General features: G+C 42.6%; 19 protein-coding genes. 6 read left to right on the top strand and 13 right to left on the bottom strand.

The annotated features are described in order from the left end of the window. Positions 1 to 61: 61 nt before the first annotated feature. Positions 62 to 922 carry an SDR family NAD(P)-dependent oxidoreductase gene (locus L3V33_RS05515; protein ID WP_346730220.1) on the top strand — a complete coding sequence of 287 codons (861 nt, stop codon included), beginning with the start codon at positions 62 to 64 and terminating at the stop codon, positions 920 to 922. 151 nt (positions 923 to 1,073) lie between these two features. Here L3V33_RS05515 and L3V33_RS05520 read toward each other — a convergent pair whose 3' ends face one another. From L3V33_RS05520 to L3V33_RS05550, 7 genes are all read right to left on the bottom strand, one after another. Further along, positions 1,074 to 1,775, bottom strand: coding sequence for a lipoate--protein ligase (locus L3V33_RS05520; RefSeq protein ID WP_237289741.1), 702 nt, complete (start codon positions 1,773 to 1,775; stop codon positions 1,074 to 1,076). Between the two features lie 123 nt (positions 1,776 to 1,898). Next, on the bottom strand, positions 1,899 to 2,222 hold the full coding sequence (locus L3V33_RS05525; RefSeq protein WP_237289743.1) for a hypothetical protein: 324 nt from the start codon (positions 2,220 to 2,222) through the stop codon (positions 1,899 to 1,901). A gap of 220 nt (positions 2,223 to 2,442) precedes the next feature. Beyond that, the gene (locus L3V33_RS05530; protein ID WP_237289745.1) at positions 2,443 to 3,114 is read right to left on the bottom strand and encodes an SLATT domain-containing protein; all 672 of its coding nucleotides are present in this window, start codon (positions 3,112 to 3,114) and stop codon (positions 2,443 to 2,445) included. Positions 3,115 to 3,291: 177 nt separating this feature from the next. After that, positions 3,292 to 3,987, bottom strand: a complete 696-nt coding sequence (locus L3V33_RS05535; RefSeq protein ID WP_237289747.1) for a hypothetical protein — start codon at positions 3,985 to 3,987, stop codon at positions 3,292 to 3,294. Positions 3,988 to 4,105: 118 nt separating this feature from the next. Beyond that, a complete protein-coding gene (locus tag L3V33_RS05540) occupies positions 4,106 to 4,942 on the bottom strand; it encodes a hypothetical protein (protein WP_237289765.1) in 837 nt (278 codons plus the stop codon). Between the two features lie 139 nt (positions 4,943 to 5,081). Beyond that, positions 5,082 to 5,489, bottom strand: a complete 408-nt coding sequence (locus tag L3V33_RS05545; RefSeq protein WP_237289767.1) for a hypothetical protein — start codon at positions 5,487 to 5,489, stop codon at positions 5,082 to 5,084. 161 nt (positions 5,490 to 5,650) lie between these two features. Then, on the bottom strand, positions 5,651 to 6,601 hold the full coding sequence (locus L3V33_RS05550; protein WP_237289768.1) for a DUF559 domain-containing protein: 951 nt from the start codon (positions 6,599 to 6,601) through the stop codon (positions 5,651 to 5,653). Between the two features lie 342 nt (positions 6,602 to 6,943). Between L3V33_RS05550 and L3V33_RS05555 the strand changes: the two genes are divergently transcribed. From L3V33_RS05555 to L3V33_RS05575, 5 genes are all read left to right on the top strand, one after another. Further along, a complete protein-coding gene (locus L3V33_RS05555) occupies positions 6,944 to 7,333 on the top strand; it encodes a phage integrase N-terminal SAM-like domain-containing protein (protein WP_237289778.1) in 390 nt (129 codons plus the stop codon). Between the two features lie 108 nt (positions 7,334 to 7,441). After that, the gene (locus L3V33_RS05560) at positions 7,442 to 8,341 is read left to right on the top strand and encodes a homocysteine S-methyltransferase family protein (RefSeq protein WP_237289780.1); all 900 of its coding nucleotides are present in this window, start codon (positions 7,442 to 7,444) and stop codon (positions 8,339 to 8,341) included. Between the two features lie 113 nt (positions 8,342 to 8,454). Beyond that, positions 8,455 to 9,465, top strand: coding sequence for a Gfo/Idh/MocA family oxidoreductase (locus L3V33_RS05565; RefSeq protein WP_237289782.1), 1,011 nt, complete (start codon positions 8,455 to 8,457; stop codon positions 9,463 to 9,465). A 10-nt stretch (positions 9,466 to 9,475) separates the two neighbouring features. Further along, positions 9,476 to 10,996 carry an SgrR family transcriptional regulator gene (locus tag L3V33_RS05570; protein WP_237289784.1) on the top strand — a complete coding sequence of 507 codons (1,521 nt, stop codon included), beginning with the start codon at positions 9,476 to 9,478 and terminating at the stop codon, positions 10,994 to 10,996. Between the two features lie 153 nt (positions 10,997 to 11,149). Next, positions 11,150 to 11,548, top strand: coding sequence for a DUF1090 domain-containing protein (locus L3V33_RS05575; RefSeq protein WP_237289786.1), 399 nt, complete (start codon positions 11,150 to 11,152; stop codon positions 11,546 to 11,548). 101 nt (positions 11,549 to 11,649) lie between these two features. Here L3V33_RS05575 and L3V33_RS05580 read toward each other — a convergent pair whose 3' ends face one another. From L3V33_RS05580 to L3V33_RS05605, 6 genes are all read right to left on the bottom strand, one after another. Beyond that, the gene (locus L3V33_RS05580) at positions 11,650 to 12,744 is read right to left on the bottom strand and encodes an HDOD domain-containing protein (protein WP_237289788.1); all 1,095 of its coding nucleotides are present in this window, start codon (positions 12,742 to 12,744) and stop codon (positions 11,650 to 11,652) included. A 234-nt stretch (positions 12,745 to 12,978) separates the two neighbouring features. Beyond that, the gene (locus tag L3V33_RS05585; RefSeq protein ID WP_237289790.1) at positions 12,979 to 14,034 is read right to left on the bottom strand and encodes an alcohol dehydrogenase family protein; all 1,056 of its coding nucleotides are present in this window, start codon (positions 14,032 to 14,034) and stop codon (positions 12,979 to 12,981) included. Next, entirely contained in the window at positions 14,031 to 14,549 is a 519-nt protein-coding gene (locus L3V33_RS05590) for a TetR/AcrR family transcriptional regulator (RefSeq protein WP_145562754.1), read from the bottom strand. The genes L3V33_RS05585 and L3V33_RS05590 overlap by 4 nt, the downstream gene beginning before the upstream one ends. A 406-nt stretch (positions 14,550 to 14,955) precedes the next feature. Further along, entirely contained in the window at positions 14,956 to 16,431 is a 1,476-nt protein-coding gene (locus L3V33_RS05595) for a glutathione synthase (RefSeq protein WP_237289792.1), read from the bottom strand. A gap of 61 nt (positions 16,432 to 16,492) precedes the next feature. Next, complete coding sequence (locus L3V33_RS05600) at positions 16,493 to 18,343, bottom strand: ABC transporter ATP-binding protein (protein ID WP_237289794.1); 1,851 nt, start codon at positions 18,341 to 18,343, stop codon at positions 16,493 to 16,495. Continuing rightward, positions 18,336 to 20,156: an ABC transporter transmembrane domain-containing protein gene (locus tag L3V33_RS05605; RefSeq protein WP_237289796.1), complete on the bottom strand. Its 1,821-nt coding sequence runs from the start codon at positions 20,154 to 20,156 to the stop codon at positions 18,336 to 18,338. The genes L3V33_RS05600 and L3V33_RS05605 overlap by 8 nt, the downstream gene beginning before the upstream one ends. Positions 20,157 to 20,161 lie beyond the last annotated feature (5 nt).

The raw sequence follows: 20,161 nt of genomic DNA on the forward strand, positions 1-20,161 counted from the left end.
TTTCTATATCTCAGCATGTGAAGTAGTAGAAACTTTGTGCAATCAAACTTTGTTATAAAAGTTGTCCGGACTCTTTATTCAAGGAAGGAAGATGCGAAAAAAGATCATGATTACAGGTGCGACAGATGGTATCGGTTTAGAGACCGCGAAAATGTTAGCCCAACAAGGGCATCACATCCTTATCCATGGACGTAACCCAACAAAACTCAGCAAAGTAGAAACCGGCCTTTCTCGATTATCCAAGGATGCGATTATCGAAAGTTATGTTGCTGATCTCTCTTCTCTTTCTGAAGTTGCAGCCCTCGCCAACCAAATAAAGTCGAAGCATGAAGAGCTCGATGTACTCATTAACAACGCTGGCATCTACAAGGTTTCCGAGATCACCACCAAAGACAATCTCGATGTCCGCTTTACCGTCAACACCATTGCCCCTTATTTACTGACTCAAAAGCTGCTACCACTTTTTGATGCCAACGGTCGCATCGTCAATCTATCTTCAGCCGCTCAGTCATCGGTCGATCTCGAGGCACTTGTCAGCCCAAATCCTGACGCTTTAGATGGCCCCATCTACGCACAAAGTAAGTTGGCGTTAACGATGTGGTCAATCCATCTTGCGCACCAATTAGGAGATCAAGGGCCCCTAATCATTCCCGTTAATCCGGCCTCATTTCTTGGCAGTAAATTGGTTAAAGATGCGTATGGTTTGGAAGGCAATGACTTAGGGATTGGTGCTGATATCTTGTGCAGAGCTGCACTGTCGAAAGAATTTTCTGATGCCTCAGGACGGTACTTTGATAATGATTCGGGATTATTCAAAGACCCTCATGCTGATGCATTAGATACGGAGAAAAATCAAAAGCTGGTGACAACTCTCGACCAGTTACTTGCAGAACAGCTCGAGCTGAAATCCCACTCTCGCTAGCCAGATACAATACAAGGAGTGCTCCATATTTAGGGGCACCAAAAACTCAAAACTGTCTGATGTCGTGACGAGAGAGCTTCAACTATTATTTCGATAGCATTGAAATGGTTCCTCTCCCAACAAATTGGCAGTCGTTAGCGAAAGGAAGGCATTACGCATGCTTGATGAAAGCTTGGCTCAACCGTTGAAAGAGTGAGTCTACGTTGGGCAAGGGTGTCACATGCGCGGACAACGGAGTATGAACCTGCGCATCCACCACGGTTGGATTTCCACAAACTTGATTATAAAAATTCACGGGTGCAACACTGTTCTCTAAGTCGACATCCAACAAGATACAGGCTTGTGAAAGTACGATTTGACCGCCTCCTCGTTTAAGCAAAACACGCTGAGCAGTACCCACTATTTTTTGTTTATTGATATTGAGGTTGTACTCACCATCACAATAAGAACCGGGGGTTGCGTGTACATCTACATCGATGTCCAGTTCTTTAAAAAACTGGGTTAAGACATCGCATAAATGTCGATACGCTTTTGGGATGTTGTAGGCTTCATCACGAGGCCAATGGTAGATATGCGATAGGTTAATTATCCCCGGCAGTTGGGGAACGGGAGCGCCACCTGTTTTTCGTGAGGTGAGTTGCCAACCTTGTGCCGCAAGTTGTTTTCTAGACTCTACGGTCACTGGCCACTTTTTACCTGCGGGCAAAACGAGTGTTGGCGTTTTTGCTTGCCAAAGCATTAAGGCTTGCGCAATCTCACCGGCCTGTATTTGCTGCAATAACTCAGCTTCTTTTTCAAACGCACGATCAACATCAATGTGCGGGTAACGTACGAGTTTATTCGTTAACTTCAATGCACTTTTCCTCTACAGATTGTGGTGACCTAACATTTAACGTTCTAAAATGGTTGATGAGAAATGGGACTATGTGGGATAGCAACAGCACCAAAATTTAGTTATTGGTGCCATAGTCGTTTGTTAGCGCGCTTTTATGCCAAGTTCACTGCATTTATTGAGCAACTCACTTTGGCCTAGATTTAACAGGGGACGCACATCATCCCAGTTGGTTTTACGCCCTTTTTCACCAGTTGTTCTTCCAGTAAGCAAACTAACTTGGTTCGATGCTTGATAACCGGCTTCATCTATCATTGACGCAATATTCTGAACCTTCATCTTAATTGATGATAATGAACGACCACTAAACTCACTGATATCATTTTCATCAAACTGGCTGCGACCAAATCTTGCAATATAAGTGCAAAAGACGATCTCAGGTAACGTGTAATAGTTTCTTGGTGCCATACTTTTAACCCTCACAAAAACATCAGAATAAGAATAGACCGATACCCTTTCCAATGTCATCCAGGATTTGATTGGCCCAGCGCGCTAACGCCTGCATAACACGTTTGCTACCATACAGATTAAGCTTAAATTTACCACTTAACGCAGTAAACCCAAAGAAATCTAGAATGCCGAATGTAGCAAATCGTGTTGATGCGATTGTTAGCTGTTACTTTCAGCGCTAATTAGACTGTTTTTTATGCTCGACAGCATCAGAATTGATAGATACTGATTGAGGATTTTCCATTATCATAAAAGATTCAACAGCACTATACGTTTTATATGAAGACCAACATAACAACGATAGTGATAATAAAATAACTACAACATAACCTAAATATTCAGTGACAATTAATTTGATAAAGTAATATTTATGCTCAATGCCTGTTGTATTTGAAATATTAAAATCAATTTGGTCATGAACTAAATTTCTGTCTAATATACTTGAATAAGCTACACTTTTTTCGTCATATAACTTTTCTTTAGTTCTGTCATCATCATCTTTATCTACTAAGTGACGAAATGAAATTCGTAATTCACTAATCTCTTTAGCCTGCATGCGATACTGCTCAGCTCTTAAAGCAAAATTACTTTTAGCAACAACTATTGAGATAATTAAAGCTAAAATCGATAACGCTGTCATTGAGAAATCAAGGAACTTACTATATTCAGAGACAAATTTATTTTCAGAATAAAGTTGTGTGATAAGTGAAATAACGATCAGGCTAAACGCCAGTGTTGTAAGAGCCCAAAGCGATAAATTATTATGTGAATCTAAACGCCTAGCCGAGTGGAAGCAACTTTCTTTTGTAATACCTGAACGACGGTATAAATTTTTTAATTGTGTTTGCATTAAAAATAGCCAATTGAAAAGAAAGCATATTACACCATACTGTATATAATAGACAACAGCTAACGCCTGCATAACACGTTTACTACCATGTAATAATACTTAAAATTGACGCCTTAAAAAGAGAAACACCCGGCAAACTGAGATTGCCGAGTGTAGTAAATCGTGTTGATGCAATTGTTAGGCGCTTCTTCCGATCACTGTGACTTGGTTTCCACCATAAAACGTAAAACGCATAATAAATTTAATTATATTCTCAGGTACTTCCAAAATCTTATAATTAAATATCTCAGGATTATCACCAAGAACTTCAACAGATTCCAAAATTAAATCAGCATTCTTTCGGAGTGATTCATTAATCTCATTTAGAGATATATCATCAGCTTCCCCTATAGAAATCGCACCATGATATATTGTCTGAATCCTTTCATTGCACTGATTTCCAAAATGATGAAAATAAATAGCTTTGGTTATATGCTCTATAGCGCTATTAATTCTTTCGTCATCAAGTTTAACTACAATTGTATTTTCAACAGTCTTTTTTTCATTATCTTCAACTATTACAGATTGAATATCTTTAAAACAAGACGTTGATAATCCTTTTGACCTTTTAAGTGCCCTTAAAACCTTCCCCTTCGCATGCTCATTACCTTGTGCATTATTAAGAATATTGATCGACAGCATGACAAGCAAGTGTTCATCATCATTAGATTTTGCACTGTTATGAAGATCACATGAAGGTACCGTTATTAGTTTATTACGATAATTCGTTCCATCTGTTACATCTTTACTTTCAGGAAAAAGACATTTCGGAGGAACATGTTCTTTACTCGTAGCTATTACGCCACAATAATAACAACTTTTTTCAGTACTCAATTTATACTCCTATTTGACTAGCGCCTAACGCCCGCTTAAGCGGACAAAAATTGTTGGTTATAATGTGGAGCGAAGTGGAACCTAACCAACTGTTTTTTTGTTCCGTTTAAAGCTCTTGTTAGGCATATGATAACTGGTACTCGTCTTTCAATTTATACAATACTCTAATGCCACCTTTATCAGTATGTTCTTCACTAAATTCAAACATTTCAGTTTTAAGCATTAAAGACTTTAATGATTTATGCTCAGTGCCTTTATGTAGTAAATCTAATTCATCAGGAGCATGCTGTTTAACTAACTGCCCAGCTGTGTTCATTAAAGTCCAACCATCCTCTCTAGCTACTTGAGTCGAAATCTCAGAAAGTAAAATAACTAACCTATCTTGTCGTAAAAAAGAAAGTAAGTACGCTTTTTGACCTTCTTGAGAAGATAAAAAGTCAGATACTTTTTTTCTCATATCAGAAAGGCTCTGTGCCAAACTCTGAATATTTTTGACTTCGACTCTTACTCTATCAGCTTGCTCATCGAGTTTTCTTTCAACTTTCTCACAACTTTCAAAAGAATTAGGATCAAACTCAAGTAGAAGGTGGTGCACTAATTTATTTCTCTCTAATACTAACCTAGAAAGGGTTTCTTTTTGATCTTCATAACTTTTTTCGTCAGTTTCAACTCGAAAATCAAATGAAAAGTGTGCTTCTTTTAATTCTTCAGGTTCATTTAAAGACTCATCTCTTGCCGGATTATGACTTTCAACAAACTGTCCTATTAATTGCCCCATTGTTTGTTTATTTACAGATTCTCTTTTCGATTCAATAATATTTTTTAAATCACTTGAATATCCGGAGAACTGTCCATTAGCGACAACATATTTTAATGCGTATTCGAGCTGTTGAAAAAGTAGAATGTTTCTACCAATTTTTCTTTGTATTTCTCTGATCAAACCATCTAAAGACATCTACGCTCCATATACCTAACGCCTGCATAACACGTTTGCTACTCTACTATGCAGGCCTAGCTGAATTTTAACGCCTTAATCACTGAAACTAAAGGCAAACCGACAACGCCGAGTGTAGCAAATCGTGTTGATGCATTTGTTATGTGTTTTTTTCATTGTCTAAACGATTAGGGCTACCAAGTAACTTATCTAAGCGCTTAGCAATATCCATAGGAGTTAAATCACATGCTATAGGGTTATATTTATTTCCATTGCCGTAATAGGCAAGTAAAGCAGTATAAGCAGCTATTTCAATATTACGATCACTTTCAGATTTAGCAGATTCGAGTTCTTTCTTTTGAATATTTAACTGTTCTCTTTGCAACCAAAGAGTCACTAGCAAAGCGGAAAAAGCTAAAGCAGAAAATAAAGCTGCGATTGCGGTATACAAACCACTTGATTCATCAGATTTAATATCTAGTAGAGGAAATACAACATTACTGATTAAAGCTGGGCTTAATAACCAGAGTAAGATAACCAATATAACTGTCACGATCAATTTAACCATTTATACCTCTTAATTACGAAAACTCACCGAGAAACACATAACGCCTGCATAACACGTTTACTACTATGTAATTATACTCAAAATTGACGCCTTAAAACGAGAAACACCCGACAACCAAAAATTCCGAGTGTAGTAAATCGTGTTGATGCAATTGTTAGGCTCTACATTTCGTATAAGCTTAATCCCATAGATGCACCAATAATGTACCAAATTCTCTGCCAGAAAACATGAACTAGTTCACTGCCAACATATGAAGTTTCTTCATTACCATGACGTAGTAATTTACCGTTAGCCAAGTATTTGAAACTATAAGAGCCATGCTCTCTGTCACTTAATTCATCAGGAAGAACAGCACGAAGAGGTTTTATATATACAGGGTCATCAGCGATTAAAATAAACTCATCAAACAAGTGTGAGAAACTTTCCATATGCTCACCTAATTCTAATGTATACCATTCTTTTAAAACAGTATTAATTCTCACTTCACCCTTTTTATACTCTTTAATTGAACCATCTAAATACTTTATTTCATGCTCATCTTCTGGTGGGTGGAAGACAAACGCTGTGATGAACGATTTTTCATGCAACCATTCAATCGCATGAGGAATGAGCTCATCAATGCTTACAGGCTTTAATGTTTTATCAGGATTTATCTTTTTAAAAAAATAAAGTGCCTTAGCTGTTTCTCGATAGAGAAATGGATAATCAATATACATTACACGGTATTTAGCAGGAGCTCTTTGCATTCGCTCTATGTATATTTCTCTAACTTCTGCAACGCATGATTGAGGGTTGCGATTTATTTCACGCCCAGTAAACCTAATTACCGTGTAGCCCGCTCTAGAAAGGTAGCGTTGTCTTATTGCATCTTTTTCTAATTGTTCTTTTGTTGAGTGGTATTCATGCCCATCTAATTCGATTATTAGCCGAGCATCTTTTAAAATAAAATCAACGCGGAAACGACCATGTTTTTCTTTATCACCAAACCAATGCTCAGCTTCTATAGCATTTGCTAAGTCACCTAGTTCCTTACTAAATTCCTTCTCAATATATGATTGTCCTCTGTCTTTGTACCAACTAGGCGGAGTTTGGGGTTGACCTGGATATTTCATGTTTACCTCGATTCATGAGTGGGGCCTAACATTTTAATATCGTGCAAGCACGAATCCATCCGCTTAACATATCAAAAAGGTCGCTCATAACCAACTGAATGCTATGCATTTAATGTAAAAGTGGGTCTAAACATTAAGTGTGAAAACCTGCAAGCACATATTGCCGCCTATGTAACGCTCGGCCTCATTCTTAACCACTCGCAAATTCGAATATTAATCAATGACTTAAAATCAACCTCTCGTTAAATTCGTGCTCCATCAGAGTTAAAAACCACTCTTTTTTAAGCCATATATACCCCTTCCAATAAACTGTGTATGCACAGCTTTTTAGAAGGGGTATATATGGCGAGTCAATTCATGCAGGCAATTTGCGAACATATGACGATGCGAGGCTATAGTCGCAAGACAATCAAAGCCTACTGTTACTGGATAAAATACTTCATTCATTTTCATAAGCTTAAAGACCCTGAACAGATGCATGCCATTGAAGTTGTCTCCTTTCTTTCTCATTTAGCTAATCAACAAAAAGTCGCCATCAATACTCAAAAGGTTGCCCTCAATGCTCTAGCCTATCTGTACAATCAATTTATTAAGCAACTTCTAAAGTCAGGCTCCGATATCAGAACGGTTCAAGAGCTACTGGGGCACAGTGATGTTAAGACAACTCAAATTTACACTCACGTTATTGGGCAACACTTTAGTGGCACGACTAGCCCGCTAGACGGCCTATAACGAAACTCCCTCATCGATAGTTGAACCTTGGCTTGATGGCTTCTGTCTGACAAGGTTGTCTGATATGGTGGCGGCAGAACTTCAGCAATTGTTTAGATAGTATTGAATATGAAAACACTAACCATACTTGATGGCGGCATGGGCCGAGAACTCAAAGAAATTGGTGCGCCATTTTCTCAACCGCTTTGGAGTGCTCAAGCGCTGATTGAAGCACCCAATTTTGTCAGCCAAGCGCATCTAAACTTTGTCGATGCCGGTGCTGAAATCCTAATCACCAACAGTTACGCCTGTGTGCCTTTTCACTTGGGTGAAGAGCTGTTTGAGCAACGAGGTTTTGAACTAGCAGCACTGTCTGGCGAACTGGCTAAAGCGGTTGCTGACAATGCCCCTCACACAGTAAAAGTCGCGGGCGCGATTCCACCGCCATTTGGTAGCTACCGACCAGATTTATTCAAGGTAGAAGAAGCAGCGCCAATCATCCAAACGCTTTACGATGCCCAAGACCCAAACATCGACCTTTGGATAGCAGAAACCATCTGCAGCCTACAAGAATTCGACTCCATTCATGCGGTACTTAAGCAGTCAGATAAGCCGTGTTACTACGCATTCAGTTTGGAAGACACCAAGGGCGATTCTGCCAGCATTCGCTCTGGCGAAAGCGTAACAGATGCGATCAAACTTGCCTGCCAATCAAACGCGAAAGGCATTATGTTTAACTGCTCAGTGCCTGAAGTGATGGATCAAGCCATTATCGATGCTAAGAAAGTGATCGATGAGCTAGGCAGTGATTTAGAAATAGGTGTCTACGCCAATAACTTTGTGCCTATCAGCAGCGAACATGAAGCAAACGACATGCTTCAAGAAATGCGTGAGCTGGATGGCCAGGGTTATTTAACTTATGTAAAACGCTGGCACGCATTGGGTGCGAATATTGTCGGTGGTTGTTGTGGCATCGGGCCAAAACACATTCAAGCCCTAGCCGATTGGAAACGCTCCATACAGAGCTGATCCAGAGCTTCAACTAGAATAAAATAAATAGAGAACAGGTTGAGAAATCTGTTCTCTATTTGTATGTGGCGTCTCTGAGTACACTGATACAAAACAACGATTTGGAGCAACTGATGAGCGACACGCAACGAAAAATCAAATGGGGCATCGCAGGGCTAGGCAATATCGCCAATCGATTCGCAACCGCAGTCACAGAGCAATGTCTACATGGTGAACTTTATGCGGTTGCCGCAAGAGATCACTCACGCGCAGCCACGTTCGCGAATAAGTTTGGTTGCGACAAGGCTTATGGCTCTTATGAAGAAATGGCGCATGACCCAAATGTTGAAGCGGTTTACATCGCCACCGTTCACCCATACCACCAGCCACTCGCTGAACTGTTTCTAAAGAACAATAAGCACGTATTGGTCGAGAAGCCGGCTTTCACCAATCTTGCTGACTGGCTTGAGATGAAAGCCCTCGCGAAACAAAATGGCGTGATGCTGTTAGAAGCGATGAAAACTGTGGTGTTTCCCGCATATCGTGAGCTTCAATCATTATTGGTCGATAACCACATTCAAATAGATTCAATCGAAGCCAGCTTTGGTAACCATCACGATTATGAACCCGATTTGTTTATCTTCAATCCCGATTTGTCAGGCGGAGCAACGCTCGATGTTGGGGTCTATGGGCTTTGGTTCTTCTACGATCTGTGCCGCACACTGGGTGTGAATCCTTCAAAACCTCAGGTAGAGATGTCATGTCTGTATGAGGGGGCGAATGTTGATACCGATGCATGCTTTACCTTCTCTGGCGATATGAACGGTAAGATATCGGCATCAACAGTGCAAAACCTTCCCCGATCAGCACACTTGACTGGGCCCGACACTAAGATCACCATTCACGAAAAATGGTGGAATCCGGCCTTTATTGAGATTGAACATCAAGGGCAGAAGTCGACCATCAACAAACGAGTGACGGGCAATGGGTTCGAATTTGAAATCGACCATTTTTCAGATTTGGTGCTTCAAGGCAAAACTGAATCGGATATCCTAAGCTCAGAGGTAACCTCTCAAGTGCTCGATACGATGGAGAAAGCACTCATTGACTCTGGCTATAAACATTTAACTCAACCTCGTCGTTAGGAAAAGCAAATTGGGCAACCTTAAGCGCAAGCTTGAACTGTATGAAAAGATATTTCAGGCTTTTGGGCCTGGAGTATCACATTGTCAGGTCAACCAACTGGCCACACTGCTGCACGTGAGTGAACGTCACGTTCAAACCTTACTCAAAGCGATGACAGCACAAGGCTGGATTGAGTGGCACGCCAGCTCAGGCCGCAGCAAGAAGGCACAACTCACGTGTCTGGTTGAGCCCATTGAGGCGTGTTACCAATACGCACAAACCCAAGCTGACGCAGGCAACATCGAACAGGTGTTTAGCACCTTGAGCTTCAATGGCCGCAATGCTGGCGCTGAGTTACAAGCCTTTCTAAGCAATACCAATCCATCGGCGCAGAATATCGCGTATATCCCATTTCACCGAGAACTCGAAGCGCTTCACCCTCAACGAGTACTTAGACGCACCGAACGTTTCTTAGTGATGCAAACTTGCCAACGCCTAACCTCCGTTAAGCACGGCAAACTCAGCGGCGATCTGGCTTATCATTGGCAACCTAATGAAGATGCGACACAGTGGCACTTTCAAATTCGCAATGGCGTTCAGTTCCATAACGGTCGAACACTCGAACCTCAAGACATAGCACGCAACCTTAACTCGCTAATTCAAAGCAAAATATGGCGTCGTTGTTATCAGCATATTGATGAGGTCTCTGTCTCGGCTGGTAATGTGGTTGTCGTGAAATTGAATCAACCTGATTGGCACTTACCACGCCTACTTGCCAGAGTTGAAGCCTCCGTATTTGATCACTCATCACCGACTGATAGGCTGATTGGATCTGGCGCGTTCTCACTAGACATCTTCTCAAGCAAGATGTTGAGATTAAGCCGTAATAGCACGTATTCACACAGCACTCCGATTCTCAATCGAGTCGAGTTGTGGGTCTATCCGGAATGGGCACAGAGCAAAGCTTGCGCTCAAAATCAGGTGTGCGTAAAACTGCCCGAAAAGACGATCACAGTGAGAGGAGATAATCATTTTTCTCAACCGGATTATGGCTCAACGTTTTTCAAAGTTCAGAACCCAACATTGTCGAAAACCGTTCGTGAATTCACTGTTGAAGACACTTCTGAATGCCAAGCGCTTTTCGAGCAGTTGTCAGTATCCGGCGACAGCAAAACCAGCGTGGAATATGGACACTACTTAACTAACTACCTAACGACCAAAGACGTCGTGCTATGCAGCATTATTGATGAAAACGACACCTTTACTTCATGGTTAAGCTTTTTCACTCGCTTTCCGTTTGAGGAATTAGCTCTGCCTGCTGAAATGCTAGAGACAATCGAACAAGGCTTAGTCTCAATAAGAAACCAGCCAAACTTTGAGTTAGCGATGAATGCACTGTTGGCACTGAAGCATTGGTTGAATGACTCTGAGGTTGTGATTAAGCTCAAGCAAGAGGCGTTCAACTTAGAGGTTTCTGAAAAGATACACGGCGCGCAAGTGAATGGTTTCGGTTGGTGCGAACTCGACAATCTGTGGATTAGCCATTTGTAAGTCTAGCCATGTTCAAAAATAAGTCATTAGGCACAGCGACTTATCTTTAACACTCCCCTGCCAATAGCAAAGAAATGGAGTGCTAATGTACTCTCGAAGTGAAACTCGACAAATATAAGCACAAACTAAATAGACCCAATAAGAAGGTAAACCATGACTCGACACCTAAAAGGCTCATTACTGTTTCTTTGCGCATTCTCTTTTAACAGCATGGCGAGCACCCAATGCGACGCACTAACTGGTTGTGAAAAGAAGTTCTGTGAGATCGAATATCAAATAAAGAAAGCGGAGCAGTACGATAATCAGTACAAAGTGGAGCGATTAGCCACGGCGTTAAAAGCCGCGAAAGAGAACTGCACTAATGAAGGCTTGAAGGATGATCTCCGTGAGAAGATTGAATCCAATGAACAAGATTTAGCTGAATACCAAGCTGACCTAGAAGAAGCAAAAAGAGACGATAGAGCGGATAAAATCCGAAAGTATGAGGGTAAGATCGAAAAAGAACTGCGTAAAATCGATAAATTAAAGCAAGAACTGGCTAAGATCCCTTAATCGATAATTGAAACAAAAATGGTCTTACTGCTTAGTAAGACCATTTAGAAAATACCGCTTTATGACGACTTCAGAATCAACCTAGCCAACGCCAGGCGTTATTATCCTACTAGCGCCAATTCAGACTCTTTATAAATCCGGTTAGCCACTTTGTATGCCGCCGGAGACATCAGTGTCTCTTTGCATCTGCGCTTAAACTGCTCGACTTCAATCGTTTGTTCTTCCAGTAAATAGTACAACTCACTCAAGTAGTTAGCTTCAAACACAGCTTGACCAAGTGGTGTACATTCGTATCGGCTCGACTCTTGATAACCAATTGCGGTCAACACAGACTCTGGCAGCTCCCAGAACTTAGCAATGGTGTAAGTCAGGCGAATAGAGTAGCTGTTCATTAGGCGCTTCAATGCTAACGAGTTAGGCGGAACAGAAGGATCTACATGCTTGAAAGCTTCTACCATCATCTGGAAAATGATCATCTTGCCTAAGTTGCGAATCAACCCAACAAAGTACGCTGCCGCTTGATCTTCTTGGGATGAAGAGTCTTTCATCAACTCCTTAGAAAACGACGCAGTCTGAGCACTGTGATTCCAAATTTTCTCACCGAAGTGACGCCAGTAAATATTGTTCCCCGGCGTGAAGTTCTTCATGTAGCTATTCACCACCCCTTCAACAAGCCCTTGAGAACCCATATTTAGGAATGCTGTTTTTAGGTCAGTAACCTGTTTTTCACCACGCTTATAGAAAGCACTGTTAGCCAGTTTAATCACATCGGCTGCCATACTCGGCTCGCGCTCAATCACTCTTAACAAAGCATCGACATCAAACTCATCGCTCTGTAATTCTGCCATTAACGTGGTCACAGAGGCTGGCATCACTGGCAGTTCATTAAGCAAAGCTTTTGGAGAGCGAATCAAGCGTTCAATCTGACAAGCGACAAAATCGCTAAATGGGTCTGACTCCGTTCGAAGACGAGACTCTCCAAACAAATAATCAAGGAACTCACCATCGTGAAGGCTAAGCGTATTATCGACGATTAATGATGATGGTTGAGTTGACGAAGGCGGAACAAAGGTTGAAGACTGAACGGAATCAATAGCAACGGTTTGTTGTTGCTCTTTTTGGACAGGCTCTGCAGAGGGTTTGTTTTTTGAATCAACAAAAGGCGAGAATAGTGCCTGCAATACCCTTTTAAACATCAATACGGCTCCTAGATGAATACAACATAGATAGGGATATATAACGGCGGTGATTATCGCACAGTTAATTAATAAACCACACAGTGACAAATGAATCATTAACTTTTCAACTGTATAAGATCTGTTACTCAACAGCCTGCGAGACTAGGCCTCCTGTATTCGTCAGAAACAAAAAAGCGAGCACATGATACTGGCTCGCTCTTACATAAATCTCAACCGTGAAGCTGACTAAAACTAGCGCTCTGCTACTTCCAACACGATCTTACCAACGTGTTTTTTCTTTAAGAACTCATCTTGTGCTTTATGAATATCGGCCAGCGGGTAAGACTCTGCGACGATGGCGCCAACCTGCTGCTTCTCAATACGGTCGACTAGATTTTGGAATACCTGTGGCTCTAAAACCGTGCAACCAAAAAAGCTAAGGTCTTTGAGATACAGAGTTCGGACATCAAGATCAACCATAGCGCCACCAATTGCGCCAGATACGGCATAACGGCCATGTGGTTTCAGCACTTCAAGGAACTGAGGCCACTTGTCACCTGCCACTAAATCGATAACCACATTCACGCTACTTTCGCCTAGCGCTTTAACCAAACCCGCATCACGAGCAATCACTTCATCAGCGCCAAGTTCAAGTAAATGTTGGTTCTTGCTTGGGCTGGTAATCGCAATCACATACGCGCCGCGAGCTTTTGCTAGCTGAATAGCCGCAGAGCCTACACCGCCCGATGCGCCAGAGATAAGCACGCGATCAGCTTCAGCTACATTGGCACGCGTCAGCATGTTTTCTGCGGTCGAGTAAGAACATGGGAAAGACGCTAGCTCAACATCCGACATGGTGCTGTTCACCGCATAAGCGTGTTTCGCCGCCACTTTGGTGTATTCAGCAAAACCACCATCGCATTCCGAACCGAAATACCATGGTTGTGGTAAATCTCGTCCGTACACTTCCGTCAAACAAGGTTCGATCAGAACACGTTCACCAATACGATCAGCAGAGACTTCATTGCCGACCGCCACGATGAAACCACACACGTCAGCACCTTGAATACGAGGGAACTTCAACGCTTCACCCGACCAACTTGCGTCGTCTGAATCGTCGCTTTTTGAGTACCAGCCGATTCGTGTGTTGATATCCGTATTGTTTACGCCCGCAGCCATCACTTTGATCAGCACTTCATTAGGTTCGATTTGAGGAACTGCGATATCTTCGCGGTAGCCAAGCATTTCTGCTCCGCCGTGTCCTAACATCTCTACGCCTTTCATTGTTTTTGGTAATTCGAATTTCATCGTGTTTCCTTGAGTAATTTTGTCACCATATTCTGTGCTGATGTCACCGCTTCTTCGCCTAATACTGGCCACGCGCTTGATACACCTTCATGAAGTAGAAAAAGCTCTGAAGCCAGATCATCTCGTTGACTCTGCTTACCCAGAAGTGCTTTTACTTCTCGTTTATGTTCAGTAACAGCTTGGTTAATTATCTCGTTGTCAGGAAAAGCCGCCATCGCATTCATCGACATACAACCGTGCGGCGCATACTCTTCCATCCACTGTTGTAACTTGTTGAAGATATCAAGCATCGACTCAAGGCCACCAGCAGGTACATTTTCTAATAGGAAATTTAGGTAACGGTGATGACGGTGCTCTAAGGCGCCCACTATCATCGCTTCTTTCGATGGAAAATGTTTATAGAGCGTACGTAGGCTCACGTTACACGCCGTCTTCAGTTGAGCAACGCTCGGTTCCGCAAAACCTTGCTGGCTAAACGCCACTTCAAGACTTGCTGCAATCTGTTCTCTTAACAAGCTGACCTCTTATACCTAACCAAAGGTAGAATGATTGTTCTACACATATAGTAGAGCGATCATTCTACCCATGTCAATATGCAAATTTGCGAAAGGATAAGATGATAAATCCCGCATCAAATAGGACGCGGGATTTATCAATATGAATGAGAGACTTACCGTTAAATCTAGAGTCGGCTGCGTATCAACATCAACATCATCGGAAACAAGAACCAGATAGTTAGTTCACTCAGTTGGAGAAAATACCAAAACACTTACTCGATTATTCAAACAACAAACAGGACAAACACCGCTGGCTTTTACTAAGTCAAGAACGTGATTCTTTTTGTACCCACGCATTGACTTTGCAGATGACAAATACAAAAAAACCAGAACATGGGTTCTGGTTTTTGTTCGATATATTGAGTTAATCAATCAACACCAATGAATCGAGAATGCCTTTTCCGCTGTGGATCCCGCCTTCGTTTTCGCTGGCTGGTTTGCTGCGGATTAAGTAGCCCGCGTAGCCGTCTAATTCGGTAACGGGTTTGCCTTGATAGTAAGCGGTGAATAGGCCGACTTCGCTGACTAAGTCTGTCACTAGCGTTTGCTGAGTATCACGAACTGCAATGGTAGGTACGTCTCGTTCATGTGGGTACAAGCGTTGCATCAATGCCCATGCATCGTATTCTTCTGGCTTAAGTTGGCTCAGTTTTTCACTGATATCGTCACCAAATACACAATGGCCACCGCCCTCGCCTTGGTTTTTCAGCACCCACTCTTGCTTGTCGGCTTGCGTGTTAAACCATTCAATCGATTCACTGGTGATTGGTTTCATGTCCGCCAATACACTCTTCACCAATTCAGCCTCTTCTAGGGTTAAACCCCAACGTGCGTATTCTGATGCAGACATCATGGTCAGCAACATTTGCATGGTTTTACTGGTGGCGAGTTGTTGGCTTATCGTCGCATTCATTGCCACATGGTGCTGCTCTATGAACAAGCGAGTTTGGCTAAGCGTATGACAACAAATAGATTCGTTTAGCTCTGGAGCCCAATAGTCAGAATACTGATAGCCGGCGCGCAGATACACCACATCAATAGCGCCAATGCCTTCGAGTAATAAACGTTTGTTATCACCTGAAGAAAGCTGAGAGCTGAGCTGCTCAAAGGTACGTCGAACCGTGCGAATACCCTGCTTCTGCAGTTCCACTTCTAGTAAGTGTTGGTCATACACATTGTCTTCATTCTTCTGCACCACCATCAAAAATGTTGGTTTTTCAGGAGCATTTTTGTCTGAACAATTGAAGTCCGCTCTCACCTTTCTCGCAGAAGTCGCAATACCGAAAGCAAGTTGTTCAAGACCTTGATTTCCTGCCGGAGTCGCCGATTTATCTTCCAACCATTTTTGGTAAGTTTCAGGCCATTGATTTTGCATATAGGCATGAAACTCTGTCGCTTTCTGGCCAAACGGAGCCATGCCTGCCGCAATACCATTAAACTCAATCACTTTTGCACCGTGTTGACGGTCATCCATGAAATCAGTGCGCATTAACAACAGTGGCTGACGAGCAGGATTCAAGCGTTCATCAGCACTGCCATGCGCTTGTAAGTGCAGCTCCATCAAACGACCAAAAAACGGGTCAGCCTTAGCCATGTCGCTCAATGATGACTGCAAGAAGTCATGATCCTCAGAGACGTTACTCACCAACTTAGTCATCAGAGGCGTAACCTTACGTAAGTGCTCATATACCTTACGTTCCATTGTCATTGGCGCGATACTGAAAGGACAATGCCTCGCCGTATTATCGGCCTGACGGAAAGCGACACCATGCATAATTGCCCATTCGCAAGCGTCTTCAATCGTTTGTTGTGAAATCAATGATGCTTTTTCGATATTCATTATTTTTACTCTCAAGTATTAATGATTAGCCGTGTCATTCTTCTAATAACACGCCCATCAACTATGCTGTGGCAGCCGACAATCCTAGCTTGCTGCTTAGATGTTCTTGTTCTTCTTGCGCCTTTTGGGCTAGATATAAATCACGGTAGTCGCCATCTTGAGCAACCAATTCGTGATGCGTGCCGCTTTGAACAATTCGCCCTTTGTTCATCACCAAAATTTGGTCAGCGTGTTTGATCGTTGAAAGTCGGTGCGCCACCGTTATAACTGTTCTGCCTTCTTGGATTTTCTCTAATGCTATCTTCACTGCCTCTTCCGTATCACTATCAATGTTAGCGGTGGCCTCATCTAACAGGAAGATTTTAGGATCATGCGAAAGCGCTCTTGCTAACGCCAACAGCTGCTTCTCACCAACGGAAAACGAAGCTCCACCGTGACTAGGTTGATGGTCATAACCATTGGTTAAACGTTCAATAAATGAGTGCGCTTTGACTTGTTTCGCTGCATCGATAACCTTGGCTCTTGTTGCTCGCTCAGCTAGGTAGCTTCCAGACAGGTCTATGTTCTCAAGCACTGAACCACTGAATATGGTCGGGTCTTGAGACACTAAACCAAACAGTTGCCGCAGTTGCTCCTCTGGGAATGCCGATAAAGGTTGTCCACCCACCAAAATTGCACCCTTTTGATGATCGTAAAAACGCATCAACAGGTTTATCACCGAACTTTTACCACTTCCGCTATGACCAACAATCGCTGTGAATTGGCCACCTTTAGCCGTAAAACTGACGTCGTTGAGTACTAGCGAACCTTCTTCATAGCTTAATTGAACATCTTTAAACTCAATGTCATACGGCTCTGAAACCTCGACCAACCGGTGAGAATATCGATGATGTTCCGATTCATCATCCAGCAGCTCGAATACACGCTTAGAAGAAACCGTCGCCACCTGTAGCTTTCTTAGTTCCATGGATAACTGGCGGAATGGGTCGAAAAATCGTTCTATATAGTTAAGAAAAGCATACAAAGTACCGACTTCAACGACCGTGCTAAACGAAGCACCAGCAAACCAAGCCACAATGCCCGCAGCCGTTAATGTAGAGACTAAACGAGTGAGCGGGATCAGCATGAAGCTGTCTATTGCGATCGATTTAGCTCTAAATTCAAACCAGCTTTGATTTTCTTTTTCAAACTTTTCTTTAAACGACTTTTGCTGGCAGAAAGCTTGAATGAGCGCCATTCCCTGCAAAGATTCATTCAATCGACCGTTGATGTTACTCACTTGAATGCGAATGCCATCAAATACTGGCATCGAAATTTTTCGATACAAATGCATGGTCATCAGCAGAATTGGGATAAGCACTAAACTCAATAGCATCAAACGCCAATCAAGTAGTGCAATAGCAATGAAGATCACCGTAATACGTAGTGCACCTTGGATAATAGTCGGAAACGTAGAAACAAACATGTTGCGCATCGCTTCGGTATCATTGGTGATGTACGACACCAGTTTACCCGCCGCTAACTTATCAAAAGTATTGATTGGAAAGTTGAGCACATGGCTAAACAATTCTCGGCGAATATCATTAACCACCAGCAGTGCACTATGACGGAATGTGACAGCCTGCAGGTAAGTAAACAGGGCGGCAATGATGTAAAACATCATCACTCCCCCAGTTAATATAACAAGGTGTTGCAACTCAAATGTCTGAGGAACAATCACATCGTCCAAGATAATTTTAGCGAGCCATGGGATCGCCATCTCAGCACTCACGGCAACGGTCAACATCGCAAAGGCTAAGATAAAACGTGCTTTATGTGGCAATGAATAAGCCAACAACCGACGGTACATTGAATTGGCCTTCATATCTGTTTGGCTTTGAGACCGTTGAGTTTTTTGTGTTGGCTTAAACATAACTTGCTCCCGTTTCAACAACCTTAGAATTAAACGTGTGAGCCGTTTCTGTAACATCGATAGTGGTCTGAATATCGTCTTTACCGAGCTGGCTTTGACGTTGATAAACCATTGAGTACCAACCTTGCTTAGCAACAAGTTCGTGGTGAGAACCTTGCTCTTCAATTTGACCTTGGTTCAATACCAGAATATGGTCAGCCTCTATCAAGTTGGTTAAGCGTTGAGTGACCAACAACATCGTTTTGTGGCCGTAATGCGCCTTTAAGTTTCGGCGAACCACCACTTCTGTTTTCATGTCCAACGCACTGAACGGGTCATCAAGCAATAAAATATCGGCACCTGAAAGCAATGCTCTCGCAAGGGTTAATCTTTGCTTTTGACCTCCAGACAAATTATTACCACCTTCGCGTAGTTCAGTATCAAACCCATCAGCCATAGCTTCAATCTCAGCTTGAATACCAGCCATTTTCGCCACATGCTTAATCTCTTCATCGGTAGCGTCCGGCTTTGCTAACGCAATGTTTTCAGCAATCGTCCCTGAGAATAAAAATGGTTTTTGAGGAACCCACGTCACTTTGCTTCGCAACGAATCAAACGTCAGGTCATCGATCGAATTACCGTCCAATGCCATCTTCGAATTTCCGTCCAACGGAAACTGCCTCATCAACAACTGCAATAGCGTACTCTTCCCACCACCAGTCGGGCCCGTAATGCCGACTAAACCGCCTTCACTCACGCTGAATTTGATTGCTTCTAACGTTCGTCTATTTGCACCTTGGTGAGTAAATGAATGAATGTTGACGTCAAGGCTTGATCTCACGTCGTCTGATAGGGTTTTCGTCCCTTCAGTTACGTCTTCAGGCTCTGACAATAGGCTGTCGAGGCGTTCCCATGATTTACTGCCACGTTGGAATACATTGAACTGCCAACCAAACTGTAAGAATGGTCCTAGCAACTGACCAAGATACAAAGTGAACGTTGTGAACAAGCCCACCGTAATGCTGCCTTGCTCAATTAACCAAGCGCCATAACCCAATGAAATCACAAACGACAAGCCGTAAACCAATTGGATCGTTGGAGCAAATGCCGAATCCACCTTTGCCACTTTAAGGTTCGCTTCCAACGTCTCATCTAACGTCTTACCAAAACGTTGCTCTTGTCGTTGACCAATACCATGTGAACGGACGGCACGAATACCAGCAACGGTTTCACGAGTCTCTTCGCTTAGTTCAGAGAAGCTCGCTTGCGCATGTCCAAAGGCGGTATGTAAACGAGCACCATAACGACGAGTAAAGTAAACCAACAGCGGGAATGGTAATAACGCCACAGCGGTTAAGTGACCACTGACGACAAAAATCATCCCGAAGATCACGGTAAAACCAGCGATAAGAGAGTCAACCAGCGTCATGATGCCCATGCCTGTCGCCTCTTCCACTGCATTAAGATCATTAGTCGCATGCGCCATCAAATCTCCCGTACTGCGACGAGAATAAAATGATGGCGATAAGCGTGTGAACTTATGGAAAAGCTCGCTACGCATGACTCGTGTAATACCAATCGCCGCGCCATAGAGTTTGCTCTGCCATACATAACGCAGCCCGTACATGGCAAATGCCGAACCCGCTATACCACCCACATAAAACATGAGCAATGATAGAGTCAGTTCACCATCACTGATGCTATCAACGATGCGACCAATCAGCCATGAGGGTACTAGGTTGAACAATGCGACCACTTGTAAAACAACAAAGGCGATCAAATATTGGCGGCTGAACATTTTAATGTAGCCACGTAATTTCCAAAGAATATCCATAACTT

The organism is Vibrio sp. A2-1, from assembly GCF_021728355.1.
Classification (GTDB): domain Bacteria; phylum Pseudomonadota; class Gammaproteobacteria; order Enterobacterales; family Vibrionaceae; genus Vibrio; species Vibrio splendidus_K.